Source organism: Bradyrhizobium sp. USDA 4541 (genome assembly GCF_024171085.1).
Lineage (GTDB): Bacteria > Pseudomonadota > Alphaproteobacteria > Rhizobiales > Xanthobacteraceae > Bradyrhizobium > Bradyrhizobium australafricanum.
The window spans coordinates 142,208-161,420 of sequence record NZ_JALJZF010000001.1; the positions used below are offsets into that span (position 1 = coordinate 142,208).

General features: G+C 64.2%; 18 protein-coding genes and 1 pseudogene. 6 read left to right on the forward strand and 13 right to left on the reverse strand.

All coding sequences use genetic code 11. The annotated features are described in order from the left end of the window. Positions 1-6: 6 nt before the first annotated feature. A complete protein-coding gene (locus J2R80_RS00650) occupies positions 7-2,094 on the reverse strand; it encodes a M3 family metallopeptidase (protein WP_076827699.1) in 2,088 nt (695 codons plus the stop codon). Between the two features lie 129 nt (positions 2,095-2,223). Between J2R80_RS00650 and J2R80_RS00655 the strand changes: the two genes are divergently transcribed. The 6 genes from J2R80_RS00655 (at position 2,224) to J2R80_RS00680 (ending at position 7,189) form a co-directional block, all read left to right on the forward strand. After that, the gene (locus J2R80_RS00655; RefSeq protein ID WP_028332864.1) at positions 2,224-2,484 is read left to right on the forward strand and encodes a hypothetical protein; all 261 of its coding nucleotides are present in this window, start codon (positions 2,224-2,226) and stop codon (positions 2,482-2,484) included. Positions 2,485-3,155: 671 nt separating this feature from the next. Beyond that, on the forward strand, positions 3,156-4,298 hold the full coding sequence (locus J2R80_RS00660) for a type III PLP-dependent enzyme (protein ID WP_057016239.1): 1,143 nt from the start codon (positions 3,156-3,158) through the stop codon (positions 4,296-4,298). Between the two features lie 130 nt (positions 4,299-4,428). Beyond that, positions 4,429-5,046 (forward strand): GNAT family N-acetyltransferase, encoded by a 618-nt coding sequence (locus J2R80_RS00665; RefSeq protein WP_076827701.1) that lies wholly within the window; start codon positions 4,429-4,431, stop codon positions 5,044-5,046. An 11-nt stretch (positions 5,047-5,057) separates the two neighbouring features. Next, complete coding sequence (locus J2R80_RS00670) at positions 5,058-5,225, forward strand: hypothetical protein (protein ID WP_194295351.1); 168 nt, start codon at positions 5,058-5,060, stop codon at positions 5,223-5,225. A 91-nt stretch (positions 5,226-5,316) separates the two neighbouring features. Continuing rightward, a complete protein-coding gene (locus J2R80_RS00675) occupies positions 5,317-5,706 on the forward strand; it encodes a RidA family protein (RefSeq protein WP_076827703.1) in 390 nt (129 codons plus the stop codon). 40 nt (positions 5,707-5,746) lie between these two features. Next, positions 5,747-7,189 (forward strand): homospermidine synthase, encoded by a 1,443-nt coding sequence (locus J2R80_RS00680; protein ID WP_028341360.1) that lies wholly within the window; start codon positions 5,747-5,749, stop codon positions 7,187-7,189. A 126-nt stretch (positions 7,190-7,315) separates the two neighbouring features. Here J2R80_RS00680 and J2R80_RS00685 read toward each other — a convergent pair whose 3' ends face one another. The 12 genes and pseudogenes from J2R80_RS00685 to J2R80_RS00740 all read right to left on the reverse strand — a co-directional run bounded on the left by J2R80_RS00685 (position 7,316) and on the right by J2R80_RS00740 (position 18,798). Further along, on the reverse strand, positions 7,316-8,056 hold the full coding sequence (locus tag J2R80_RS00685; RefSeq protein WP_076827705.1) for an acetoacetate decarboxylase: 741 nt from the start codon (positions 8,054-8,056) through the stop codon (positions 7,316-7,318). A gap of 119 nt (positions 8,057-8,175) precedes the next feature. Further along, positions 8,176-8,508 carry a hypothetical protein gene (locus J2R80_RS00690; RefSeq protein ID WP_168857865.1) on the reverse strand — a complete coding sequence of 111 codons (333 nt, stop codon included), beginning with the start codon at positions 8,506-8,508 and terminating at the stop codon, positions 8,176-8,178. An 81-nt stretch (positions 8,509-8,589) separates the two neighbouring features. Then, positions 8,590-9,306: an MgtC/SapB family protein gene (locus tag J2R80_RS00695; RefSeq protein ID WP_038384367.1), complete on the reverse strand. Its 717-nt coding sequence runs from the start codon at positions 9,304-9,306 to the stop codon at positions 8,590-8,592. Between the two features lie 98 nt (positions 9,307-9,404). Then, positions 9,405-10,424 (reverse strand): WD40 repeat domain-containing protein, encoded by a 1,020-nt coding sequence (locus J2R80_RS00700; protein WP_076827707.1) that lies wholly within the window; start codon positions 10,422-10,424, stop codon positions 9,405-9,407. Then, complete coding sequence (locus J2R80_RS00705; RefSeq protein ID WP_076827709.1) at positions 10,424-11,482, reverse strand: GTP-binding protein; 1,059 nt, start codon at positions 11,480-11,482, stop codon at positions 10,424-10,426. The genes J2R80_RS00700 and J2R80_RS00705 overlap by 1 nt, the downstream gene beginning before the upstream one ends. Before the next feature lie 109 nt (positions 11,483-11,591). Next, positions 11,592-12,464 (reverse strand): metal ABC transporter substrate-binding protein, encoded by an 873-nt coding sequence (locus J2R80_RS00710; RefSeq protein ID WP_076827710.1) that lies wholly within the window; start codon positions 12,462-12,464, stop codon positions 11,592-11,594. A 5-nt stretch (positions 12,465-12,469) separates the two neighbouring features. Then, complete coding sequence (locus J2R80_RS00715) at positions 12,470-13,339, reverse strand: metal ABC transporter permease (protein WP_016842589.1); 870 nt, start codon at positions 13,337-13,339, stop codon at positions 12,470-12,472. Between the two features lie 5 nt (positions 13,340-13,344). Further along, complete coding sequence (locus J2R80_RS00720) at positions 13,345-14,100, reverse strand: metal ABC transporter ATP-binding protein (protein WP_028332852.1); 756 nt, start codon at positions 14,098-14,100, stop codon at positions 13,345-13,347. A 5-nt stretch (positions 14,101-14,105) separates the two neighbouring features. After that, positions 14,106-14,297, reverse strand: a complete 192-nt coding sequence (locus J2R80_RS00725; protein ID WP_057016232.1) for a hypothetical protein — start codon at positions 14,295-14,297, stop codon at positions 14,106-14,108. 1,293 nt (positions 14,298-15,590) lie between these two features. After that, positions 15,591-16,374, reverse strand: a pseudogene (locus J2R80_RS00730) (LysR family transcriptional regulator). 171 nt (positions 16,375-16,545) lie between these two features. After that, complete coding sequence (locus J2R80_RS00735; protein WP_057016230.1) at positions 16,546-17,286, reverse strand: class I SAM-dependent methyltransferase; 741 nt, start codon at positions 17,284-17,286, stop codon at positions 16,546-16,548. 24 nt (positions 17,287-17,310) lie between these two features. Continuing rightward, positions 17,311-18,798: a hypothetical protein gene (locus J2R80_RS00740; RefSeq protein ID WP_141343173.1), complete on the reverse strand. Its 1,488-nt coding sequence runs from the start codon at positions 18,796-18,798 to the stop codon at positions 17,311-17,313. Between the last annotated feature and the right edge of the window lie 415 nt (positions 18,799-19,213).

The window sequence follows — 19,213 nt, forward strand, 5'->3', positions numbered from 1 at the left end:
CGCACCTCAGGCCGCCTCGGGCGTTTCGAGCAGGCCGCGACGGCGCAGCAGCGCGTCCGGCTCGGGCTCGCGGCCGCGGAAGGCGACATAGGCCTCCTCCGGATCGCGCGAGCCGCCCGACGAATAGATGTCGTCATGCAGCCGCTTGGCGGTCGCGGGATCGAAGATGTCGCCGGCCTCCTCGAAGGCGCCGAAGGCGTCAGCATCCATCACCTCCGACCACATGTAGCTGTAGTAGCCGGAGGCATAGTGGTCGCCGGAGAAGATGTGGCCGAACTGGGTCGGCCGGTGCCGCAGCGATATCTCGGCGGGCATGCCGATCTTCTCCAGCTCCTTCTGTTCGAAGGCGCGGACATCCCAGCTCGCCGCTGCCGGCTGGGTGTGGAATTCGAGGTCGACCAGCGCCGAGGAGACGAACTCCACGGTGGCAAAGCCCTGGTTGAACTTGCGCGCGGCGAGGAAGCGCTTGAGCAGGTCGTCCGGCAGTGCCTCCCCGGTCTGGTAGTGGCGGGCGAAGCGCTGCAGCACCTCGGGCCGCTCCTGCCAGTGCTCATAGAGCTGCGAGGGCAGCTCGACGAAGTCGGTGAACACGCTGGTTCCGGACAGTGACGGATAGGTCACGTTGGACAGCATGCCGTGCAGGCCATGGCCAAACTCGTGGAACAGGGTCCGCGCGTCGTCGGGCGACAGCAGCGACGGCGCGCCATCGGCGCCCTTGGCGAAGTTGCAGACATTGATGACCAGCGGCGCGACGGCACCGTCGAGCTTCTGCTGGTCGCGCAGCGAGGTCATCCAGGCGCCGGAGCGCTTCGAGGGTCGCGCGAAGTAGTCGCCGTAGAACAGCGCCTTGTGCTGGCCATCGCGGCCCTTGACCTCCCAGACCCGGACGTCCGGATGCCACACCGGGATATCCTTGCGCTCCTCGAAGGTGACGCCGAACAGGCGGGTGGCGCAGTCGAACGCGGCCTCGATCATGTGGTCGAGCACCAGATAGGGCTTGATCGCGGAATCGTCGAAATTGGCGCGGCGCTGGCGCAGCTTCTCGGCGTAGTAGCGCCAGTCCCAGGACGCGAGGGTGAAATTGCCGCCCTCCTCCGCGATCAGCGCCTGCAGCGCGTCGCGGTCGGCGAGCGCCCGCGCTCGCGCCGGCTTCCAGACCCGCTCTAGGAGGCCGCGTACGGCCTCCGGCGTCTTGGCCATGGAATCCTCGAGGCGGTAGGCGGCGTAGGTCGGGAAGCCCAGGATCTTGGCGGTCTCCTCGCGGAGCCTGAGGATCTCCACGATGGTGGCGTTGTTGTCGTTGGCGTTGCCATTGTCGCCGCGCGCCGTGAAGGCCTTGTAGACCTTCTCGCGCAGGTCGCGCCGCGACGAGCTTTGCAGGAACGGCTCGACCGAGGAGCGCGACAGCGTCACGATCGCCTTGCCCGGCATGCCGCGCTCTTCCGCCGCAGCCGTGGCGGCCGCCACAAATGTGTCGGAGAGGCCGGCGCGGTCGTCCTCGCCGAGCTCCATGAACCACTCCTGCTCGTCGCCGAGCAGATGGTGGCTGAACGAGGTGCCGAGATGGGCGAGGCGCTCGTTAATCTCGGCCATGCGGGCCTTTGCCGCATCGTCGAGGCCGGCGCCGGAGCGGCGGAAGCGGGTGTAGGTGCGTTCCAGCAGCCGCATCTGCTCGCCAGTCAGGCCGAGGGAGGCGCGCTTCTCGTGCAGCATGGCGATGCGGCCAAACAGCACAGCGTTCATCATGATCGGATTCCAGTGCCGCGCCATCCGGGGCGACACCTCCTTGTCGATCTCCAGGATCGCCGGGCTCGAATGCGCCGAGACCAGGTCGTAGAACACCGCCGAGACCTTCGACAGCAGTTTGCCGGAGCGCTCCAGCGCGGTGATGGTGTTGTCGAAGTCGGGCAGCGCCGGATCGTGGGTGATCGCAGTCACTTCCGCGGAATGATCGGCGAAGGCCTGCTCGAAGGCGGGCAGGAAATGCTCCGGCTTGATCTCGGCGAACGGCGGCGTCTCGAGCGGCGTCCGCCATGCCTTCAGGAGGGGGTTGGCAAGAGCCTGAGCCTTGGCGTCTGCGCTGGTTTCTGACATCGAATGTCCCGTTTTCGCCTTGAAAATGCTGCCCAATCTATATCACGCGATACGGCATTTTTGGGCCTTTTGCGCTTGATAGATGGGCACTTTTCGGAGAGATTGCGCCCCCTGAACAGGACCTATTTCATGACCATGCAGCCCTCCACCTCAGGCAACCGCACCATCGCCTGGCCAAGCGTCATCACCGTGATCTCGGCGGCGATCCTGATCGGCGCGGAAGTGTTCGGCGCGGCGTTCGCCGGCGGCTGGGCGCTCGCGATTCTGCTCGGGCTCGACGACGTCGCCGCACACATCCTGCAGGCGGTGCTGTTCGGCATCGGCGTGCTGATCATGATCGCCTTCATCCGCGCAGCTCAGCGCGTCGAGCCGTTCACGCGTCGCGCGTGAGTTTGAGCGATTCAAGAAAGCACTGCGGCACAAGGCTAAAACGCACACACGCTTCGTTAGTCATTCTTAACAGCCGTTCATCTTCAGCGCGTCCGACGCGTGCTGCGCGCGACATCGCAAGCACGCGTTAGGGAAATTTGCCGCTATCGCAAAAAAAATCTTGCGCCACGAAGTCAAAAGACTTATTTCCTGCCTTGCCCAATTTCGCACGTGCCTGTGGTCGTGTGTCAGTCGGTAGGTATCCGGACAAGAGGCCGGACAGCCGCCAAGGGGTGGAAGAACCGAGGGTCGCTTACGTCCATCAGGACACGAGGCGGCCAGCATCTCTCTCCAGGGATGCCGTTGAAGGTCTCACCACTCTTTGCAACCGTGACTGGCAGCCGGAGGCGAACCGGCGCACCCCGCTCTCAACGGGGGACGCGACTTAAAGCAACGACGGATCGGGCTTTTTTGGTCTCTACCGGCGGTCCAACGCCGGCCCGGGCTACTGAAAAGGCTTGTCCTTCATTGCCAGGTGATCGGGCGGGAAACTCTCCCAACCAATCCACGGCAGCACAGTCTGGTTTGAGTCTCTTGGCCTCAACGCGCCTCCATCGCGCGATGTGGCCGAAGCGCTCTTACCCGACGTCACGTTGATGCGGATCCCGTCGCTGGGGCCGTTGGAGAGTGCCATGACTGAACGTATCCAGGAATTCCTGCGCCACCGCCGCCAGGATGGTCTCGACACCGAGCCGTGCCTCGTCGTCGACCTCGAAGTCGTGCGCGACAACTACCAGACCTTCGCGAAGGTGCTGCCGGACAGCCGCGTGTTCTACGCGGTGAAAGCCAACCCGGCGCCCGAAGTGCTGTCGCTGCTGGCCTCGCTCGGCTCCTGCTTCGACACCGCGACGGTTGCGGAAATCGAGATGGCGCTGGCCGCCGGTGCGACGCCGGACCGCATCTCCTATGGCAACACGATCAAGAAGGAGCGCGACATCGCGCGTGCCTTCGCGCTCGGCATTCGCCTGTTCGCGGTCGATTGCGCCGCCGAGGTCGAGAAGATCGCCCGCGCCGCCCCCGGCGCCAAGGTGTTCTGCCGCATCCTCTATGACTGCGCCGGCGCCGAGTGGCCGCTGTCGCGCAAGTTCGGCTGCGACCCGGAGATGGCGGTCGACGTGCTCGACCTCGCCAAGCGCCTGGGCCTGGAGCCGTGCGGCATCTCGTTCCATGTCGGCTCGCAGCAGCGCAAGGTGAAGGCGTGGGACCGCGCGCTCGCGATGGCGTCGACCGTGTTCCGTGACTGCGCCGAGCGCGGGATCAACCTCACCATGGTCAACATGGGCGGCGGCTTTCCGACCAAGTACCTCAAGGACGTTCCTCCGGTCCTGCAATATGGCCGGTCGATCTTCCGCGCGCTGCGCAAGCATTTCGGCAACCAGATTCCGGAGACGATCATCGAGCCGGGCCGCGGCATGGTCGGCAATGCTGGAATCATCGAGACCGAAGTCGTTCTGATCTCGAAGAAGAGCGACGAGGACGAGGTGCGCTGGGTCTATCTCGACATCGGCAAGTTCGGCGGTCTCGCCGAGACGATGGACGAGTCGATCCGCTACGCCATCCGCACCCCGCATGACGGGGCGGACATGACGCCGTGCGTGCTCGCGGGCCCGACCTGCGACAGCGCCGACGTGCTGTACGAGAAGCTGCCGTATCCGCTCCCGGTGACGCTCGAGATCGGCGACAAGCTGCTGATCGAAGGCACCGGCGCCTATACGTCGACCTACTCGTCGGTGGCGTTCAACGGCATTCCGCCGCTGAAGACCTACCACATCTGACCCGCCTCGTTTTCGAGGCCCGATAAACCGGGAGCCGGCCCCGCCGGCTCCTCCCCGATCATTTTTGATTTTCCTGAACGACGCTTGCCGCGGCGTACGACATGCCGTTGCAAGCGGGGACTGACGTGCCATGACTGCAAAACGGAACACCCCCGTTGCCCTCATCCGAGATGCCGCCCCGTTCGCGATCCGTGCGGAGCGTGGCTCGGACGTCGTCGCACGCGAAGCGCTGCTGGATGCCTGCTTTGGCTGTAATCGCCATACGCGCACCTGCCAGCGCCTGCGCGACGGACGCGCGCCCGCCGAAGGCCTGAGCCTTGCGGCCGTGCGCCAGGACGGCCGGCTGGTTGGAACCGTGCGGTTGTGGCACGTCAGCGCGGGGGGCCGCAGCGCGCTGATGCTGGGGCCGCTGGCAGTCGATGACGACTGCCGCGGCCTCGGCGTCGGCGCCGCGCTGATGCGGCGTGCGCTGGCGGTGGCCAAGGCGCGCGGCCACGGCGCCGTGATCCTGCTTGGCGATGCGCCCTACTACGCCCGCTTCGGCTTCACGGTGGCCAAGACCGGCGAGCTGTCGCTGCCGGGCACGTTCGAGCGCGAGCGGCTGCTCGGCGTCGAGCTTGTCGCAGGCGCGTTGGATGGCGCCTGGGGCATGATCACGCCGACCGGCGCGCCGCTGCCCGAGGCCAAGGCACCGCGGACGCGATCCCGGACCCGGAAGGCACCGCTCGCCGTGCCGCACGCGGCGTAAGGCGGGCCGCCATGTCGGAGCACCTTCCCATCACCGATGGCGCGCGCCCGCGTTGGCGCGGCCTCGTCACCACGGTCATGCTGATTCTGATCTCGGTGATGATCGTCAGGGATATCCTGGGCCGGCGCTGGACCGGCACGCCGCCATCGCCGCCGGACAGCACGCTGCAGTCCCACTAGTGCCGGCCGCACCAGGCCTGAACCAAGGGGTTGCGCGGGCGCCAAAAATGTCCGTAAACCCCGCCAAAGCCATTTTCAGTCGAGGTCCAACATGTCCCGCCGCCTGATTTCTACCGGCTCGCCCTTTGAGAAGACCGCCGGCTACAGCCGTGCCGTGATCGATGGCGACTTCGCCTTCGTCGCAGGAACCACCGGCTATGACTACGCCACGATGACCATGCCGGCAGATGTCACGAGCCAGTCACGGAACTGCTTCAAGACCATCGAGGCCGCCCTCAAAGAGGGAGGCTTTGCGATGGCCGACATCGTCCGCGCGACCTACTACCTCACCGACGCCCGTGACGTGGATGCCCATTTCGCGGTCTGCGGCGAGGTCCTCGGCGACATCCGCCCGGCCGCAACGATGCTGATCGTCGCGGGGCTCTACAAGCCCGAGATGAAGGTCGAGATCGAAGTCACCGCGAAGCGTCGCAACCCCTGATCCACCCTATCCGCCGCTAGGCACTCTCCTGGAGAAAATGATGAGCCCCGCCTCGCAGATCTACGCGAAGATCACAGGTCCCATTGTTATGATCGGCTTCGGCTCGATCGGCAAAGGCACGCTGCCTTTGATCGAGCGGCATCTCGATTACGACAAGTCGCGCGTCACCGTGATCGACCCCAAGGACGAGGGCCGCAAGGCGCATTGCGAGAAGCACAACGTCAAATTCATCCAGAAGGCCGTGACCAAGGACAATTATCGCGACCTGCTGAGCCCGCTGCTCACTGAAGGCGGCGGCCAGGGCTTTTGCGTCAATCTGTCGGTCGATACCGGCTCGACCGACATCATGGAGCTGTGCAACGAACTCGGCGCTCTCTACATCGACACCGTCAACGAGCCCTGGCTCGGCTTCTATTTCGATTCCTCGAAGGGCCCGGAAGCGCGCTCCAACTACGCCCTTCGCGAAGTGACGCTGGCCGCCAAGAAGGCGCGCCCCGCGGGCTCGACGACGGCCGTCTCCTGCTGTGGCGCCAATCCCGGCATGGTCTCGTTCTTCGTCAAGCAGGCGCTGCTCAACGTCGCCGCCGATCTGAAGCTCAATGCCCCGAAGCCGAAGACCAAGGCCGAATGGGCGGACTTGATGCGGCAGGCCGGCGTGAAGGGCATCCACATCGCCGAACGCGACACCCAGCGCTCCAAGTCGCCGAAAGAGCCTGACGTCTTCGTCAACACCTGGTCGGTGGAAGGTTTCCTGTCGGAAGGCGTGCAGCCGTCCGAACTCGGCTGGGGCACCCATGAGAAATGGATGCCCGAGAATGCGCATACCCACGAAGCCGGCTGCGGCGCCGCCATCTATCTGATGCAGCCCGGCGCCAACACGCGCGTACGCACCTGGTGCCCGACCCGCGGCGCGCAGTATGGCTTCCTCGTCACCCACAACGAGTCGATCTCGATCGCCGATTACTTCACGGTGCGTGACGCATCGGGCACGGCGATCTATCGGCCGACCTGCCACTATGCCTATCACCCGGCCGACGACGCCGTGCTGTCGCTGCATGAAATGTTCGGCCGCGCAGCGAAGATGCAGGAAAAGCATCACATCCTCGACGAGAACGAGATCGTCGACGGCATCGACGAGCTCGGCGTGCTGCTGTTCGGCCATGACAACAATGCCTACTGGTACGGCTCGCAGCTCTCCATCGAGGAGACCCGCAAGCTCGCGCCCTATCAGAACGCCACCGGCCTGCAAGTGACCTCCGCCGTGCTCGGCGGCATGGTGTGGGCGCTGGAAAACCCGAACGAAGGCATCGTCGAGGCCGACGAGATGGACTTCGATCGTCTGCTGGAAATCCAGCTACCCTATCTCGGCCCCGTGAAGGGTTTCTACACCGACTGGACCCCGCTGACGGATCGTCCGGGACTGTTTCCGGAAGATATCGACACCAGCGATCCCTGGCAGTTCAAGAATATTCTGGTGCGCTGACAGGGTCATCCCGGGATGCGCGCTTAGGCGCGCAGACCCGGGATCTCGAAATCGTGGCGCGAGATTCGCAGGTGCGCGAGTGCGCACCATGGTCCATCGCCGACGCGATGCCCCGGAATGACTTCGTCATCTCGCCATGTAGTCGAACGCGACCGAGCCAAGGCCGAGGGTCAGGTCTGCCTTGAAATGCAGCGCCGAGACCACCTCGCGCACCGGCAGGCGGGCGACATCGCATAGCGCGTGCGGAAACAGGCCGAGCGCGGCGGGGCCGGTCCAGGCCTCCTTCAGCGTGATGTCTTCCAGATGAAACCGCACCAGCTCGCAGATCCGCGGGCTGCCGTCGACATGCGGGATGATCTTCAGAATGAAGTTCGGCGCCGTCATCGACTTCAAGACGGTGTCGTGGTCGACCTTGCGATGCTTGTAGCCCATGGTGGCGGAGGCGCAGAGCACCGAGCCGTAATGCAGCGAGCCGACCAGCACGTCGCTCTCGACCTCGATCCTGGGCTTTGCCAGCTTCTTCGGAAATCCCCACAGCTCGCGGCCGCCGGCGATCGGGCCTTCATCGTCGAGATACATCGCGTGGGTGTAGGCGCCCTCCTCGCCCCTGAAGCGAACCGGGATCACCTGCCCGGTCTCGGTGTAGTCGCCGAAACCGGTCGAGTCCGGCATGCGGATGAACTCGTACTTCACCACCGGCTCGGCGACCTCGAGCGGCTCCGGCACCACGGCGGCGAGCGCTTCCGGGTCGGTCTTGTAGGTGATGATGAAATATTCGCGGTCGAAGAACCGGTAGGGCCCCGGCGGAAACGACGGGTTGGTGAGCGGCATCGAATAGGCGGTGCGCCGGACGTCCTCGATCTTCATGGCAGGCCCCATCTGTCGTTGGCGAGACGACAGATTATGGAGTGTGCCGGTGGCGGAGGCGAGACCGTATAATCGGCAGCGTCCGTCAAATCCGCGTCACAATGCGGGCCGCGGCGCGCTTACTTTTTCTCGATCGGCGGCGCGGTCTTCTCCGCGGGCGCGGGCGGCAGCACCGGCTTGGCGCCGGCCTTCCGTGCCTCATCGTCGGGACGCGCCGGCTGCGGCGCCGGCGTGGTCGGCCGCTCGCCGCCCGGCTTCGACTCGGCCGGCGGCGCCGTCTGCTGCGGCTCCGGCGTCGGCGTCGGTTGCAGCGGCTGGGTCGCCTGCGCGATCTCCTGCGGCGGAGCGGCATAGATCGCGTGCAGCGAAAGCACCGCGATCGCAACGCCCGCTGCCACCAGCGTCGAGGCGATCAGCATGTCGATTCGCAACCTGGTCCGATCCACAGCCATCTCGTTCACCTGCGCCTTGTCCACGGGGTCAACGATCCCGCCACGGCATGGTTCCGAAGCGGTGCCTGCGGGAACCTCGGCTCAATCCGTGGTGCTGACTTCCCAGGTCGCGTGCCGCACGCCGGGCTGATGCTGCAGGTCGACCACCACGGCATTCAGCTCGTTGGGCTCGACCGCGGTCGAGACCAGCGTCGCCACGATCTCGAGGAAGTCGTCGCCGGCCTCGACCACGTCGACATCGGCAACAGGGTAGTTCGCGGCCTCCAGCTTCTCGACCAGGCGATCGCGCATGTCTGGCAGCGCTTCCGGGGTAACCGCGAGCTTGAAGTAGTAGGTCGCCTCCGAGGCCTTCTCGTTCAGCGGGATGCGGTTGATGGCGTTGACCAGCGGACGCAGCAGCGTGTTGCCGGCGATCACGAACACGGTCAGCGCCGCCGCCTGCGCCACGAGGTCGGCACCGGCGCAGGAGCCGACCGCGGCCGAGGCCCACAGCGTGGCCGCGGTGTTGAGGCCGCGCACATCCATGCCCTGCTTCATGATGACGCCGGCGCCGAGGAAACCGATTCCCGACACCACATAGGCGATCACCCGCACCGCGCCGTCGGCGCCGGCCAGATGCATCGCGAGGTCGACGAAGGCGGCAGCGCCGACCGCGACCAGCACATTGGTGCGCAGACCCGCGGTGCGCTGCCGGTACTGCCGCTCAGCGCCGATCAGGGTGCCGAATACAAAGGCCGTGGTCAGGCTGACCAGCGTGTCGATGAAGTCGGCGAGCTGGAACGTGGTGAGAAATCGCATGACGCTGCGGCCCCGGCGCGAGCTTCGTCTTTTGACGCGTTTTCTTCATGCGATCCGGTACTCACTTCGCTCGAAAACGCTTCGTCTGCCGCGATCTCTTACATTTCCACGATGCCCGCGTCACCATCTTCCGTGCCGAAGGCGAGCAGCGTGCCCTTGGCATTCCATCCGAGCGCCGACACCGCCGTGCCGGCGTTCCGGCGCACCAGGATCTCGGCGCCGTCCTCGAGCCGGACCATCAGCACGGTGCCGTCGGCATAGCCGACCGCCATGATGTCGTTCTTCGGATGGCAGGCGACCACGGCGACCCGCGCCGGCATCGGCGCCAGCATCGCCGGCTCCTTGCCCATCGGGCCGTCCTTGCTGGTGAACGGCCAGACGATCACGGTATCGGCGCCCGAGGTCGCGAGCCCCTTGCCGCCGACACTCCATGACATCGAGCGCACCCGGCCAGGATAGCCGCTCATCCGCATATGCCGGTTGTCGGCGAGCCGCCAGCCATGCATCGCGGGCTCGTGCATCGCGGTGACGAGGAATTTGTTGTCCGGGCTGAACATGACGGCGAGATGCGAGCCGGCCCATTCCAGAAACTCCGGATTGGCCGCCATGTTGGGAAACCACAAGGTCACGCCGTTGTAATGCGCGATCGCAAGCCGCAGGCCCTTCGGCGCAAAAGCAAGCCCGCCGACGGTCGACGGTACCTCGAAGGTTTTCTCCTCGCCCTTGGGATTGCGCACGAACGCGGTCTTGCCCGCCGACCATGCCAGCGTGCCCTCGCTGTGCAGGGCGACGTTGTCGATCCAGCGCCGCTTGGCGTCGGTCGCAATGACAGCGGTCTCGCCCTTGGCGTCGATCGCGACCAGCTTGCCGTCGTCACCGCCGGTGACGAGCCGCTTGCCGTCGGAGGCGGCGCACAGGATGGCGCCGAAATGCGTCTGCGTCCGTGTGATCTCGCCTTCGGCGGTCGCGATCGCAACACCCTCCTCGGCGCCGACGAAGAACGCGCGGTCGCCGAGGAAATGTACCGAGCTCACCGCCGCGCCGAGCGGCAGCGGCTTGACGCGGTCGGTGATCGAAACGATGGAAGAAGGGGCCTCGCCCGGATCGAACTCTTTCATCACGTGGTGATGCACTGCTCGAAGCCGTCGCGGATCACCTGCTCGGGCAGTTCACGACCGATGAACACGACGCGGCTCTCGCGCTTCTCGCCGTCCTTCCATTTCCGCTGATGGTCGCCCTCCAGCATCATGTGGACGCCCTGGAACACGTAGCGGTCGTCATCGCCGGTGAAGGCGAGGATGCCCTTCGAGCGCAGGATCTTCTGGCCCTCGGTGGCGACGAGCTGCTGCAGCCAGGGCATGAACTTGGTCGGGTCGAGCGGCTTCTCGGAACGCAGCGACAGCGATTGCATGTCCTCGTCGTGATAATGCTTCAACCCGCCATGGCCATGGTCGTGATCATGATGGTGGTGGTGATCATGGTCATGCTGATGATGATCGTGATCATGGTCGTGATCGTCGCCGGCCTCGAGGAAATCGGGCTCGATCTCCAGGATGCGGTCGAGATCGAACGCGCCGCGCTCCAGCACGTCGGTCAGCCCGACCTGGCAACGCTCGGTGCGGTGCAGCTTGGCATAGGGATTGATGCCGCGGATGCGGGCTTCGACCTCGGCGAGTTCGGGCTTTGAGACCAGGTCGGTCTTGTTCAGCACGATGACGTCGGCGAACGCGATCTGGTTCTTGGCTTCCGGCGCGTCCTTGAGGCGGTCGCTCAGCCATTTGGCATCGGCGACGGTCACGACCGCGTCGAGCCGGGCGTTCTTCTGCACGTCCTCGTCGACGAAGAAGGTCTGCGCGACCGGCGCCGGATCGGCAAGGCCGGTGGTCTCGACGATGATGGCGTCGAACTTGCCCTTGCGCTTCATCAGGCCGTCCATGATGCGGACGAGGTCGCCGCGCACCGTGCAGCACACGCAGCCATTGTTCATCTCGAACACTTCCTCATCGGCGCCGATGATGAGGTCGTTGTCGATGCCGATCTCGCCGAATTCGTTGACGATGACGGCGTATTTCTTGCCGTGGTTTTCCGACAGGATGCGGTTCAACAGCGTGGTCTTGCCGGCGCCGAGATAGCCCGTCAGCACGGTCACAGGAATTTTTTGCGAAGCTTCAGCCATAACAACTCCGAAGGAACTCTTTGTTTGAACATGATCTTATCGGAAAACCGGACCCCACTTTTCCGGATCATGCTGGTCCGCGCTCAACCCAGACAGGGAGGCCCCTGCCCTACTCGGCGAGCGCGCTGGTCAGGGCCTTTATATTGTGCCTGACCATATCAATGTAAGTGGGTGCATCGCCCTTTTCGGCCGTCAAACCGTCCGAATACAGGGTGCCGCCGACCCGGGCGCCGGTCTCGGCCGCGATCCGCTCGATCAGGCGGGGATCGCTGATATTTTCGAGAAAAACTGCCGGAATTTTCGCAACCTTGATCTGGGCGATGATGGCGGCGATATCGCGCGCGCTGGGCTCGGAATCCGTGGACACGCTGAGCGGCGAGAAGAACGTGACGCCGTAGGCGTCAGCGAAATAGCCGAAGGCGCCATGGGTCGAGATCACCTTGCGCCGCGCCTCCGGCACTTTCGCCACCGCCTCATGCACCTCGCGGTCGAGCGCCTCGAGCTTGGCCAGATAGGCGTCGGCATTGGCCTTGAAGATGGCTGTCTGGTCGGGGGCCGCGGCGATCAGCCCGTCGCGAATATTGACGACGTAGATCTTCGCATTGGCCACGGATTGCCAGGCATGCGGATCGTCATGGCCGCCCATCTTCCGTGGCATGATCCCCTTGGTCGCCACCGCGACCGGTGCCTTGCTGCCCGAGGCCTGCAGCAGCCGCGGCATCCAGCCCTCGAAGCCGAGACCATTAATCACCACGAGCTTGGCGTCGGCGACCTTCTTGGCATCCGCCGGCGTCGGCGCGTAGACATGCGCGTCGCCGTCGGGCCCGACCAGCGCCGTCACGTCGACATTATTGCCGCCGACATTGCGCACCATGTCGGCGAGGATCGAGAAGCTCGCGACGACATTGATGCGTTCGGCGGCGCGCGCCGGTCCACTCGCCAGCAGCAGCGCCAGACCAATCAAACCGAACAATCGCCGCATCGTACTCACGCCTCGAGATGGCGGCCGGGAAACAGCTGCCGCACCAGGCCGCTGACATTGCCGAACAGCAGCGACACAATATAGAGCCCCGCCGCAACCAGGATGATCGCGGGGCCTGAGGGAATCCGGGTCTGGTACGACAGCACGAGTCCGGCATAGCCCGACAGCATCGCGCTCGCCACCGCGATGCAGATCATGGTGGTGATGTCGCGCGACCAGAACCGCGCAATGCCCGCGGGCAGGATCATCAGTCCGACGCCGAGCAGCGTGCCGAGCGCGTGGAAGCCGTTGACGAGGTTGACCACGACCAGCGCGAGGAAGGCGAGATGCGCCGGCGCGCCGGCCCGGCTCACGGTGCGCAAAAACACCGGATCGACGCATTCGATCACCAGCGGGCGATAGATCACCGCGAGCACCAGGAGCGTGAGGGTGGCGTTGAACGCGATCACCAGCAGCGTCTGGTCGTCCATCGCCAGGATGTTGCCGAACAGCACGTGCAGCAGGTCGATATTGGTGCCCTTGATGGACACGATGGTGACGCCGAGCGCGAGCGAGACCAGATAGAAGGTCGCAAGCGAGGCGTCCTCCTTCAATTCGGTGGTGCGGGCGACGAGGCCGGCGAGCAGCGCCACGGCAAAGCCCGCGATCAGGCCGCCGGTCGTCATCGCGAACAGGTTGAGCCCGGACAGCAGGAAGCCGATCGCCGCCCCCGGCAGGATCGCATGCGCCATGGCGTCGCCGACCAGGCTCATCCGCCGCAGCATCAGGAACACGCCGATCGGCGCACCGCCGAGCGACAGCGCGATCACCGCCGCCAGCGCGCGGCGCATGAATTCGAATTCGGTGAAGGGCGTGACCAGCGCGTCGGATAGCATCGGCGTCAGGCGGCCCGCGAGCGTGGATCAGCGGCGCAGGCCGCGGCGCTATCGTCGAACGCCTCGCACATCCGCATCGCGACCATCAGATTGTCCGCCGTCAGCGCCTCGGCGGTCGGTCCCCATTCGACCGGGCCGCGCGCCAGCAGCAGCGTCTCCGGGAAATTGTTGCGCACCATGTCGAGGTCATGCAGCGCCGCCAGCACGGTGCGCCCCTCGCCGTTCCACCGCTTCACCAGCGCCAGCAGGTCGGCGGTGGTCTTGGCGTCGATGGCGTTGAACGGCTCGTCGAGCACGATCAGCCGGGCGTCCTGCAACAGCACGCGCGCGAACAGCATGCGCTGGGTCTGGCCGCCGGACAGCGTGCCGATCGGGCGGTTCTCGAATCCGTTGAGGCCGACGGCGGCGAGCGCCGCCAAAATCTTCTCGCGCGCGGCCTTGCCGATGCCGCCGAAGAACCCGGTGGAGCGCCACAGCCCGGTGCCGACGAAATCGAACACCGAGATCGGGAAGCTGCGGTCGATGTCGGCAGACTGCGGCAGATAGGCGATGTCGCGATGATCCAGCCCGTCGAGATCGATCACGCCGGACAGCGGCTTGAGCACGCCGGCGATGCCGCGCAGCAGGGTCGACTTGCCGGCGCCGTTCGGGCCGATCACGGCGAGCAGCGCACCGGCCTCGACGGCGCCATTGAGATGATGCACCGCCGGGTGGCGGTCATAGCCGAGCGTGACGTCACGGAAGGTAACAAGAGCAGCCACCGGTCTCACCTCATCGCCAGCCAGACGACAGCCCACAGGCAGGCACTGACCGCGAGCGCCGCGAGCAGTCGGCCCGGCACGGGCATGCGCAGGATCGACCAGTGCGCGGCCTGCGCCGGATGCGCGTGCGGGGCGTGGCTGTGCCCGTGGGGGGCGTGGCCGTGATGGTGGTCCTCGTGGGTATGCGTATGCGCCATGGAACGACTGTTATATTATAACATAACGCGAGTCTACAAAGGAGGAACTCATGGCGGACCCGCAAAACCGGGGAGATTTGAGCCGCGCCGGCAGAGTGACGTCCCGGTCGACAGCTTTGCCGGAAACCTGCCTGGATGGGAACCGTTGGCTACCTGCGCCGGAGCGAAGGCAGACCCGTGCGCAGTTCTCTCCGCGTCGTCCTGGCGAAGGCCGAGACAACGGCGAATCCGTGGTGCAGATTGCGAGGCCCGCCTGCGCGCCTCAAATTCAGTGTCGTCCCGGCGCAGGCCGGGACCCATGCGCCGCGGCGGGTGTTGTTGACGGGACTCGTTATTCCAACGGTGCGTAACAATCGGCATTTGTGGTTATGGGTCCCGGCTTTCGCCGGGACGACACTGAGTGTGTGGAGCCGCGAGTAAGACGAACTTCTGCGCTCTCGCGATATGAATTGCCCGAGCTTTGACTTTTCAATCCGCCCTCTCTTGAACTGAGGGCGCGGGAAAGCCGGGTGTCGATCGCCCCCATGGGCTCCGTGCGGGGACTTGACACGTTTTGCTGAGTTGTCCGTCGGCAAATCACCGATTGGCGTGGGGAAAATACCGGCGGAACGCCTTCGGCGACGGAGAGGCTGCCCTATGCGAAGAGGCAGCCCTATGCGACCAGCACATAGACCAGCATGGCAGCGGTGATCGCCATCCAGACGAGCGAGAGGCGGAAATACAGCAGGTCCCAATTCATGGGCGCGAGCGTACACGCCCGCGCTGACGCCAACCTTTCACCAGGTTAAAGCATCGCGGATTTATTAACTAAGCACGCCAGCGGAATGGATCAGTGGTTGGCACGCCGAAAGACACAGCCCTGGCCCTCAATTTATGAACATGGCAATCGCCACGAGGATGACCGGGCTTAGCCCCATCAGTACGACAAACACGCTGTAAAGTAGGTTGCCCATAACGCCGCCCTACGTTGGAAGGGGAAGCTATGCCGGGAGGAACTCGGCAAGCCAGTGCAGTTTGTGCCAGCGGTGTTCGAGCTTTGGGAATTACCCAGTTATCTCCGGGACCTAGCTGGACATCCCCGTAACACTACGGGGGCGACACAGCTCAGGCAGAGAAAAGGGCGACGAGCGCCACCACCGCCAAAGCGGTAGCGACGCACCCTGCGATCATGACCCAGTCCTGACGCTTCGCCATGCCGGGCACGCTCACCCTGGCCAGCGCAGGTCGTGTTGACCTAGGTCAACCGGCCAAAATCATTCATCGGCCGTCGAGGCATCACGCAACGAAGCGCCCTCACGCCTCGCGCGCGTAACTCTTCAACCGTGCCTGGAGCACAGCGATCGGGAGCCTTTCAGCCAGGCGGCGGCGAGCGGCAGGCGGCCGGCGCTGCTGCCGCGCTTCAGGCGGAGCGGCACAAAGCGGACGCCGGGGATCGCCATCCGTGCGGTCCAGCGCGGCACGATGGCGACGCCGAGCCTTGCTGCGACCATGTTGACGATGGTCTGCTTCTCGTCGGCGATCTCCTGGATACGCGGCGTCAGCCCGGCCTCGTCGAACAGCTTTGTCGTCAGATCGTGGCTGTGCGGCCGCGAGCGGCGCTCCGGCACGATCAGGGGCTGATCCGCGATGTCGGGCAGCACGATCTGCTTGCGCCGCGCCAGCGCGTGCTGGTGCGACAGCGCCACCACGGCGGTCTCCTGCAACAGCGGGACAAACTCGATGCGGCGGTCGGGCCGCTCCGGCGGGCGCACGAAGGCGAGGTCGAGCGCGCCAGACAGCAGCTTCGGCAGCAGGCGGATGGTCTTCTCCTCGAGCAGTTGCACGGCAACATCAGGATGGGCGGCGCGGAGGTCGCGCAGCAGCGGCGGCAGCAGGCCGGCCGCCGCGCTGTCGATCGCGCCGATCCGGAAGCGGCGCGCCTGTGGCTTGCGCAGCCGACGGCGAAAGCCGTTCTCGATCGCCAGCAGCTTGATGTGGCGGCCGAGCGCCGACGGCATCGTCTGCAGGCGCAGCGCCGCGCGCCCGAAACGCAGTTCTCAGCAGCCGCCACGAAGCAGCGAAGCTGGTGCAGTTCCAAGACGCGGGGATTCCTTTCGGCTCAGTCATCGTCATGGCCGGGCTCGTCCCGGCCGTCCAGGTCTTCCTTTTATGCAGCCAAGACGTGAATGCCCGGCGCAAGGCCGGGCATAACGCGTTGTGGGGGAAGCGATCGAGCTCGTGTGCTCTCCGGCAAGAGCCGGGCGCATCGTCACAGTGCGGGGGTCCACCTGTTGCGATGACGGTAGAGCTTTGACAGGCTGAAGTTTCCGACCTCTTGTTCGCCCTTGCGGAAAATGGCTATCGCCTTCTGAACGCTCATTTCCGAAATGATATCGGGCCGGCTCCCACAGAGCATGACGAGCTCGAAGATCAGATTGGTGAGGGCGGGCATATCGGTCCATTGCTGCGTCTGATAGGGCTCCTCCCAATGAGCCCAGGCCCAATCTTCGATCAGATAGAGACCATCGCTCTTGAGATAATGGAAGGACGCCTCGAAGCTTGCTCGCGAGAGCTCGTATTGATGCGAGGCGTCGTCGATAATCATATCTATTCGCTGGCCGGGGAATTCCGTCCTGATGATGGTCTGGACGCGCGCGGTGTCGCCTTGCGACGTATTGTAGTATAATTTGACGCGGTCCGTCAGACCGTGGTCGCGGATCAGGCCAAGCACCGCTGGGCTCGCAGGTCTGATATCGATCCCGACGAACTTGATACGTTCCTCGATCGCGGCAAGAAGCAAAGCCGAACCACCTTCGAAGATGCCGAATTCCAGGATATTGGTAACCCCGTTCTCGCGAATGAGGCTTTTGTAGCGATCAATCATCCCGCGGTTCTTGATGATCGCGATGGAATCCTTCGTCGTCCTGGCATCATTGAAGTTCTGCCTGATCAGGCCAAACTTCATGTTGTTGATCACGAAGGTATTTTCATCACTCCAGACTTCATCCATTGGGAACCCCCTGTCGATATTGACTCAATTAACTGATCGCTGCTGTTTGCCCTGTGGCGTGCAGAGCCTCTCCTGCCAGATAAGCGGTATTTTTTCTCCATCCTCCGACGGTGCTTGGCGCAATTCCTCGCCTGCAATCTGCATGCCTGGCGGACATGGCCACGCAGTTGTCATCGAATCACTGGCCGATTTGCATCCGGCGCCAGCCGTTGTAGTTGAGATCGATGACGAACCGACGGCACACGCCTTCGGATCGATCCGCGTCGGCCACACCAGCTTGAACGGCGGAAGTGTCGGGCGTCGGCCCGCCGCGTTGGCGATCACTTTGAGACGCCGCACGCCTTCAGACAGCGTCGGCTGAATCCAGCCGCCTTCGGAGCTCTCGTTCCAGGCATAGATCACAACGCTCTTGAAGCGACCGTTGCGCGGATTGTTGGCCGCCTGACTGATTGCAGCACGGATTTGCCGTGTCCATTCCTCATCGGTGGCAGGTTGACACCAGTCCGGATTCGGCTTGCGAGTTTTCAGTTCCTGAGGATCGCGCAAAGCCGGTCGATAATCCCAGCCAAGCGTCACGGTTGGCAGGAAGCCTCCAGAACCATTCTGGGCTTCGGCTTGCCAGGCTTTCTGTGCAAGAGCCGCGCAACTGGCGTACGGCAGGGATTTTCCATTCGACCCAAGGGCGGTCGCATATGTACTCGCCGCATCAAATCCTATCCTGTGAGCAACGGGCTCCGTCTCGGACAGGTTGAAGAGCAAGGCAACCAGGTAGAGATCTCGGCCGGTCGCGGCCTTGACCCGATCCCTCATATCCTTCAGGGCCGCCTTTGTACCCTCTTCACCCCCAAGCCCCTTTATCCACGGGGTCATCGTACCAAGCAGGAAGAACACAGGCGCCGAGCCGTCGCTCGCCCGCATGTAATCCGGCCCGGCTACCGCTTTGCTGATTGCATCACTCACCATCGGCACATCACGAGGGGGGAATGACAGGTTGAAATTCAGCGCGTATTTGATGCCGAGCTTGTCTGGAAGCCGAAGAAAATTTCCCAACGCCCGATTGAGCGCCACGGCTCGACTGGGATCGCGTCCCCAGGACGAACTCTCCAGGTAGTAGCCGAAGATGAAATAATCCAAGCCTGCGGACTTCGCGTAATGCACGTCCGCATTCAGTGCTCGTTCGGTGTTTCCGGGAAAACCGAGATTTCCGTTCGGCAGACGCTCTGTGTAATACGGAGCGCGCGCGCGCAATCCAGGGTCGGCTAGGACCTGCCCATAGGGACTGTCGAGACTCCAATTGTCCCACCGAATGGCACCTAATGAGACCTTGCTCGACGAGGCCGGTGCCGCAGTTGGTGCGGCGGGCGCTGCGGGTGCCACGGCGGAAGGACTGCCCTTGCTCACCTGAGCCATGGCTGGGAGTGAGGAGACTGCCGTCGCAAGCACAACAAGCAGACGGATCGAGCAGTGTCGGGCTGTCCACATCATCACTTTCCCTTGGTCCAAAGCCGCCATGATGCGGCTCGGGATTTCGGTTGTTACTCGACATGCATTCAAGAAGTAACAAAGGGCGCTTATGTGGCGGCGCACTGCAATCGTATCCGTTGAAGCGGAACATCGATGCAACAGCGTGAGATCAAACTGCTTTGGTTCTTGCAAGCATCGCGCCGCGATTCACATTAGGTCGAAACAGAACGGGATCGTGGTGGAACTTTCCGCACCATGCGTTTCAGTTGATCGAGGAACTTTCTGCCGCCGAAATGGGCACAGGCACTACCGCGCTCCACGCCTCGCGACGACACGGTTGAAAAATCGAATGATCCTTCCATTGGTTGAAGACAGAGGCTCCGCGTTTTGCAACACAGGTCCCGAATCCATCGATCCGCAAAACGCGTGGTGGAATGGATTCCGAGCTCGCGCTTCGCACGCC

Bases quoted from the DNA above. Each gene is read 5' to 3' on its own strand.
- J2R80_RS00700 (WP_076827707.1), bottom strand. From the start codon at position 10,424: ATGAAAGAGTTCGATCCGGGCGAGGCCCCTTCTTCCATCGTTTCGATC.
- J2R80_RS00715 (WP_016842589.1), bottom strand. From the start codon at position 13,339: ATGCTATCCGACGCGCTGGTCACGCCCTTCACCGAATTCGAATTCATG.
- J2R80_RS00735 (WP_057016230.1), bottom strand. From the start codon at position 17,286: ATGGATGAAGTCTGGAGTGATGAAAATACCTTCGTGATCAACAACATG.
- J2R80_RS00650 (WP_076827699.1), bottom strand. From the start codon at position 2,094: ATGTCAGAAACCAGCGCAGACGCCAAGGCTCAGGCTCTTGCCAACCCC.
- J2R80_RS00680 (WP_028341360.1), top strand. From the start codon at position 5,747: ATGAGCCCCGCCTCGCAGATCTACGCGAAGATCACAGGTCCCATTGTT.
- J2R80_RS00725 (WP_057016232.1), bottom strand. From the start codon at position 14,297: ATGGCGCATACGCATACCCACGAGGACCACCATCACGGCCACGCCCCC.
- J2R80_RS00705 (WP_076827709.1), bottom strand. From the start codon at position 11,482: ATGGCTGAAGCTTCGCAAAAAATTCCTGTGACCGTGCTGACGGGCTAT.
- J2R80_RS00670 (WP_194295351.1), top strand. From the start codon at position 5,058: ATGTCGGAGCACCTTCCCATCACCGATGGCGCGCGCCCGCGTTGGCGC.
- J2R80_RS00665 (WP_076827701.1), top strand. From the start codon at position 4,429: ATGACTGCAAAACGGAACACCCCCGTTGCCCTCATCCGAGATGCCGCC.
- J2R80_RS00740 (WP_141343173.1), bottom strand. From the start codon at position 18,798: ATGGCGGCTTTGGACCAAGGGAAAGTGATGATGTGGACAGCCCGACAC.
- J2R80_RS00685 (WP_076827705.1), bottom strand. From the start codon at position 8,056: ATGAAGATCGAGGACGTCCGGCGCACCGCCTATTCGATGCCGCTCACC.
- J2R80_RS00655 (WP_028332864.1), top strand. From the start codon at position 2,224: ATGACCATGCAGCCCTCCACCTCAGGCAACCGCACCATCGCCTGGCCA.
- J2R80_RS00675 (WP_076827703.1), top strand. From the start codon at position 5,317: ATGTCCCGCCGCCTGATTTCTACCGGCTCGCCCTTTGAGAAGACCGCC.
- J2R80_RS00660 (WP_057016239.1), top strand. From the start codon at position 3,156: ATGACTGAACGTATCCAGGAATTCCTGCGCCACCGCCGCCAGGATGGT.
- J2R80_RS00690 (WP_168857865.1), bottom strand. From the start codon at position 8,508: ATGGCTGTGGATCGGACCAGGTTGCGAATCGACATGCTGATCGCCTCG.
- J2R80_RS00710 (WP_076827710.1), bottom strand. From the start codon at position 12,464: ATGCGGCGATTGTTCGGTTTGATTGGTCTGGCGCTGCTGCTGGCGAGT.
- J2R80_RS00695 (WP_038384367.1), bottom strand. From the start codon at position 9,306: ATGCGATTTCTCACCACGTTCCAGCTCGCCGACTTCATCGACACGCTG.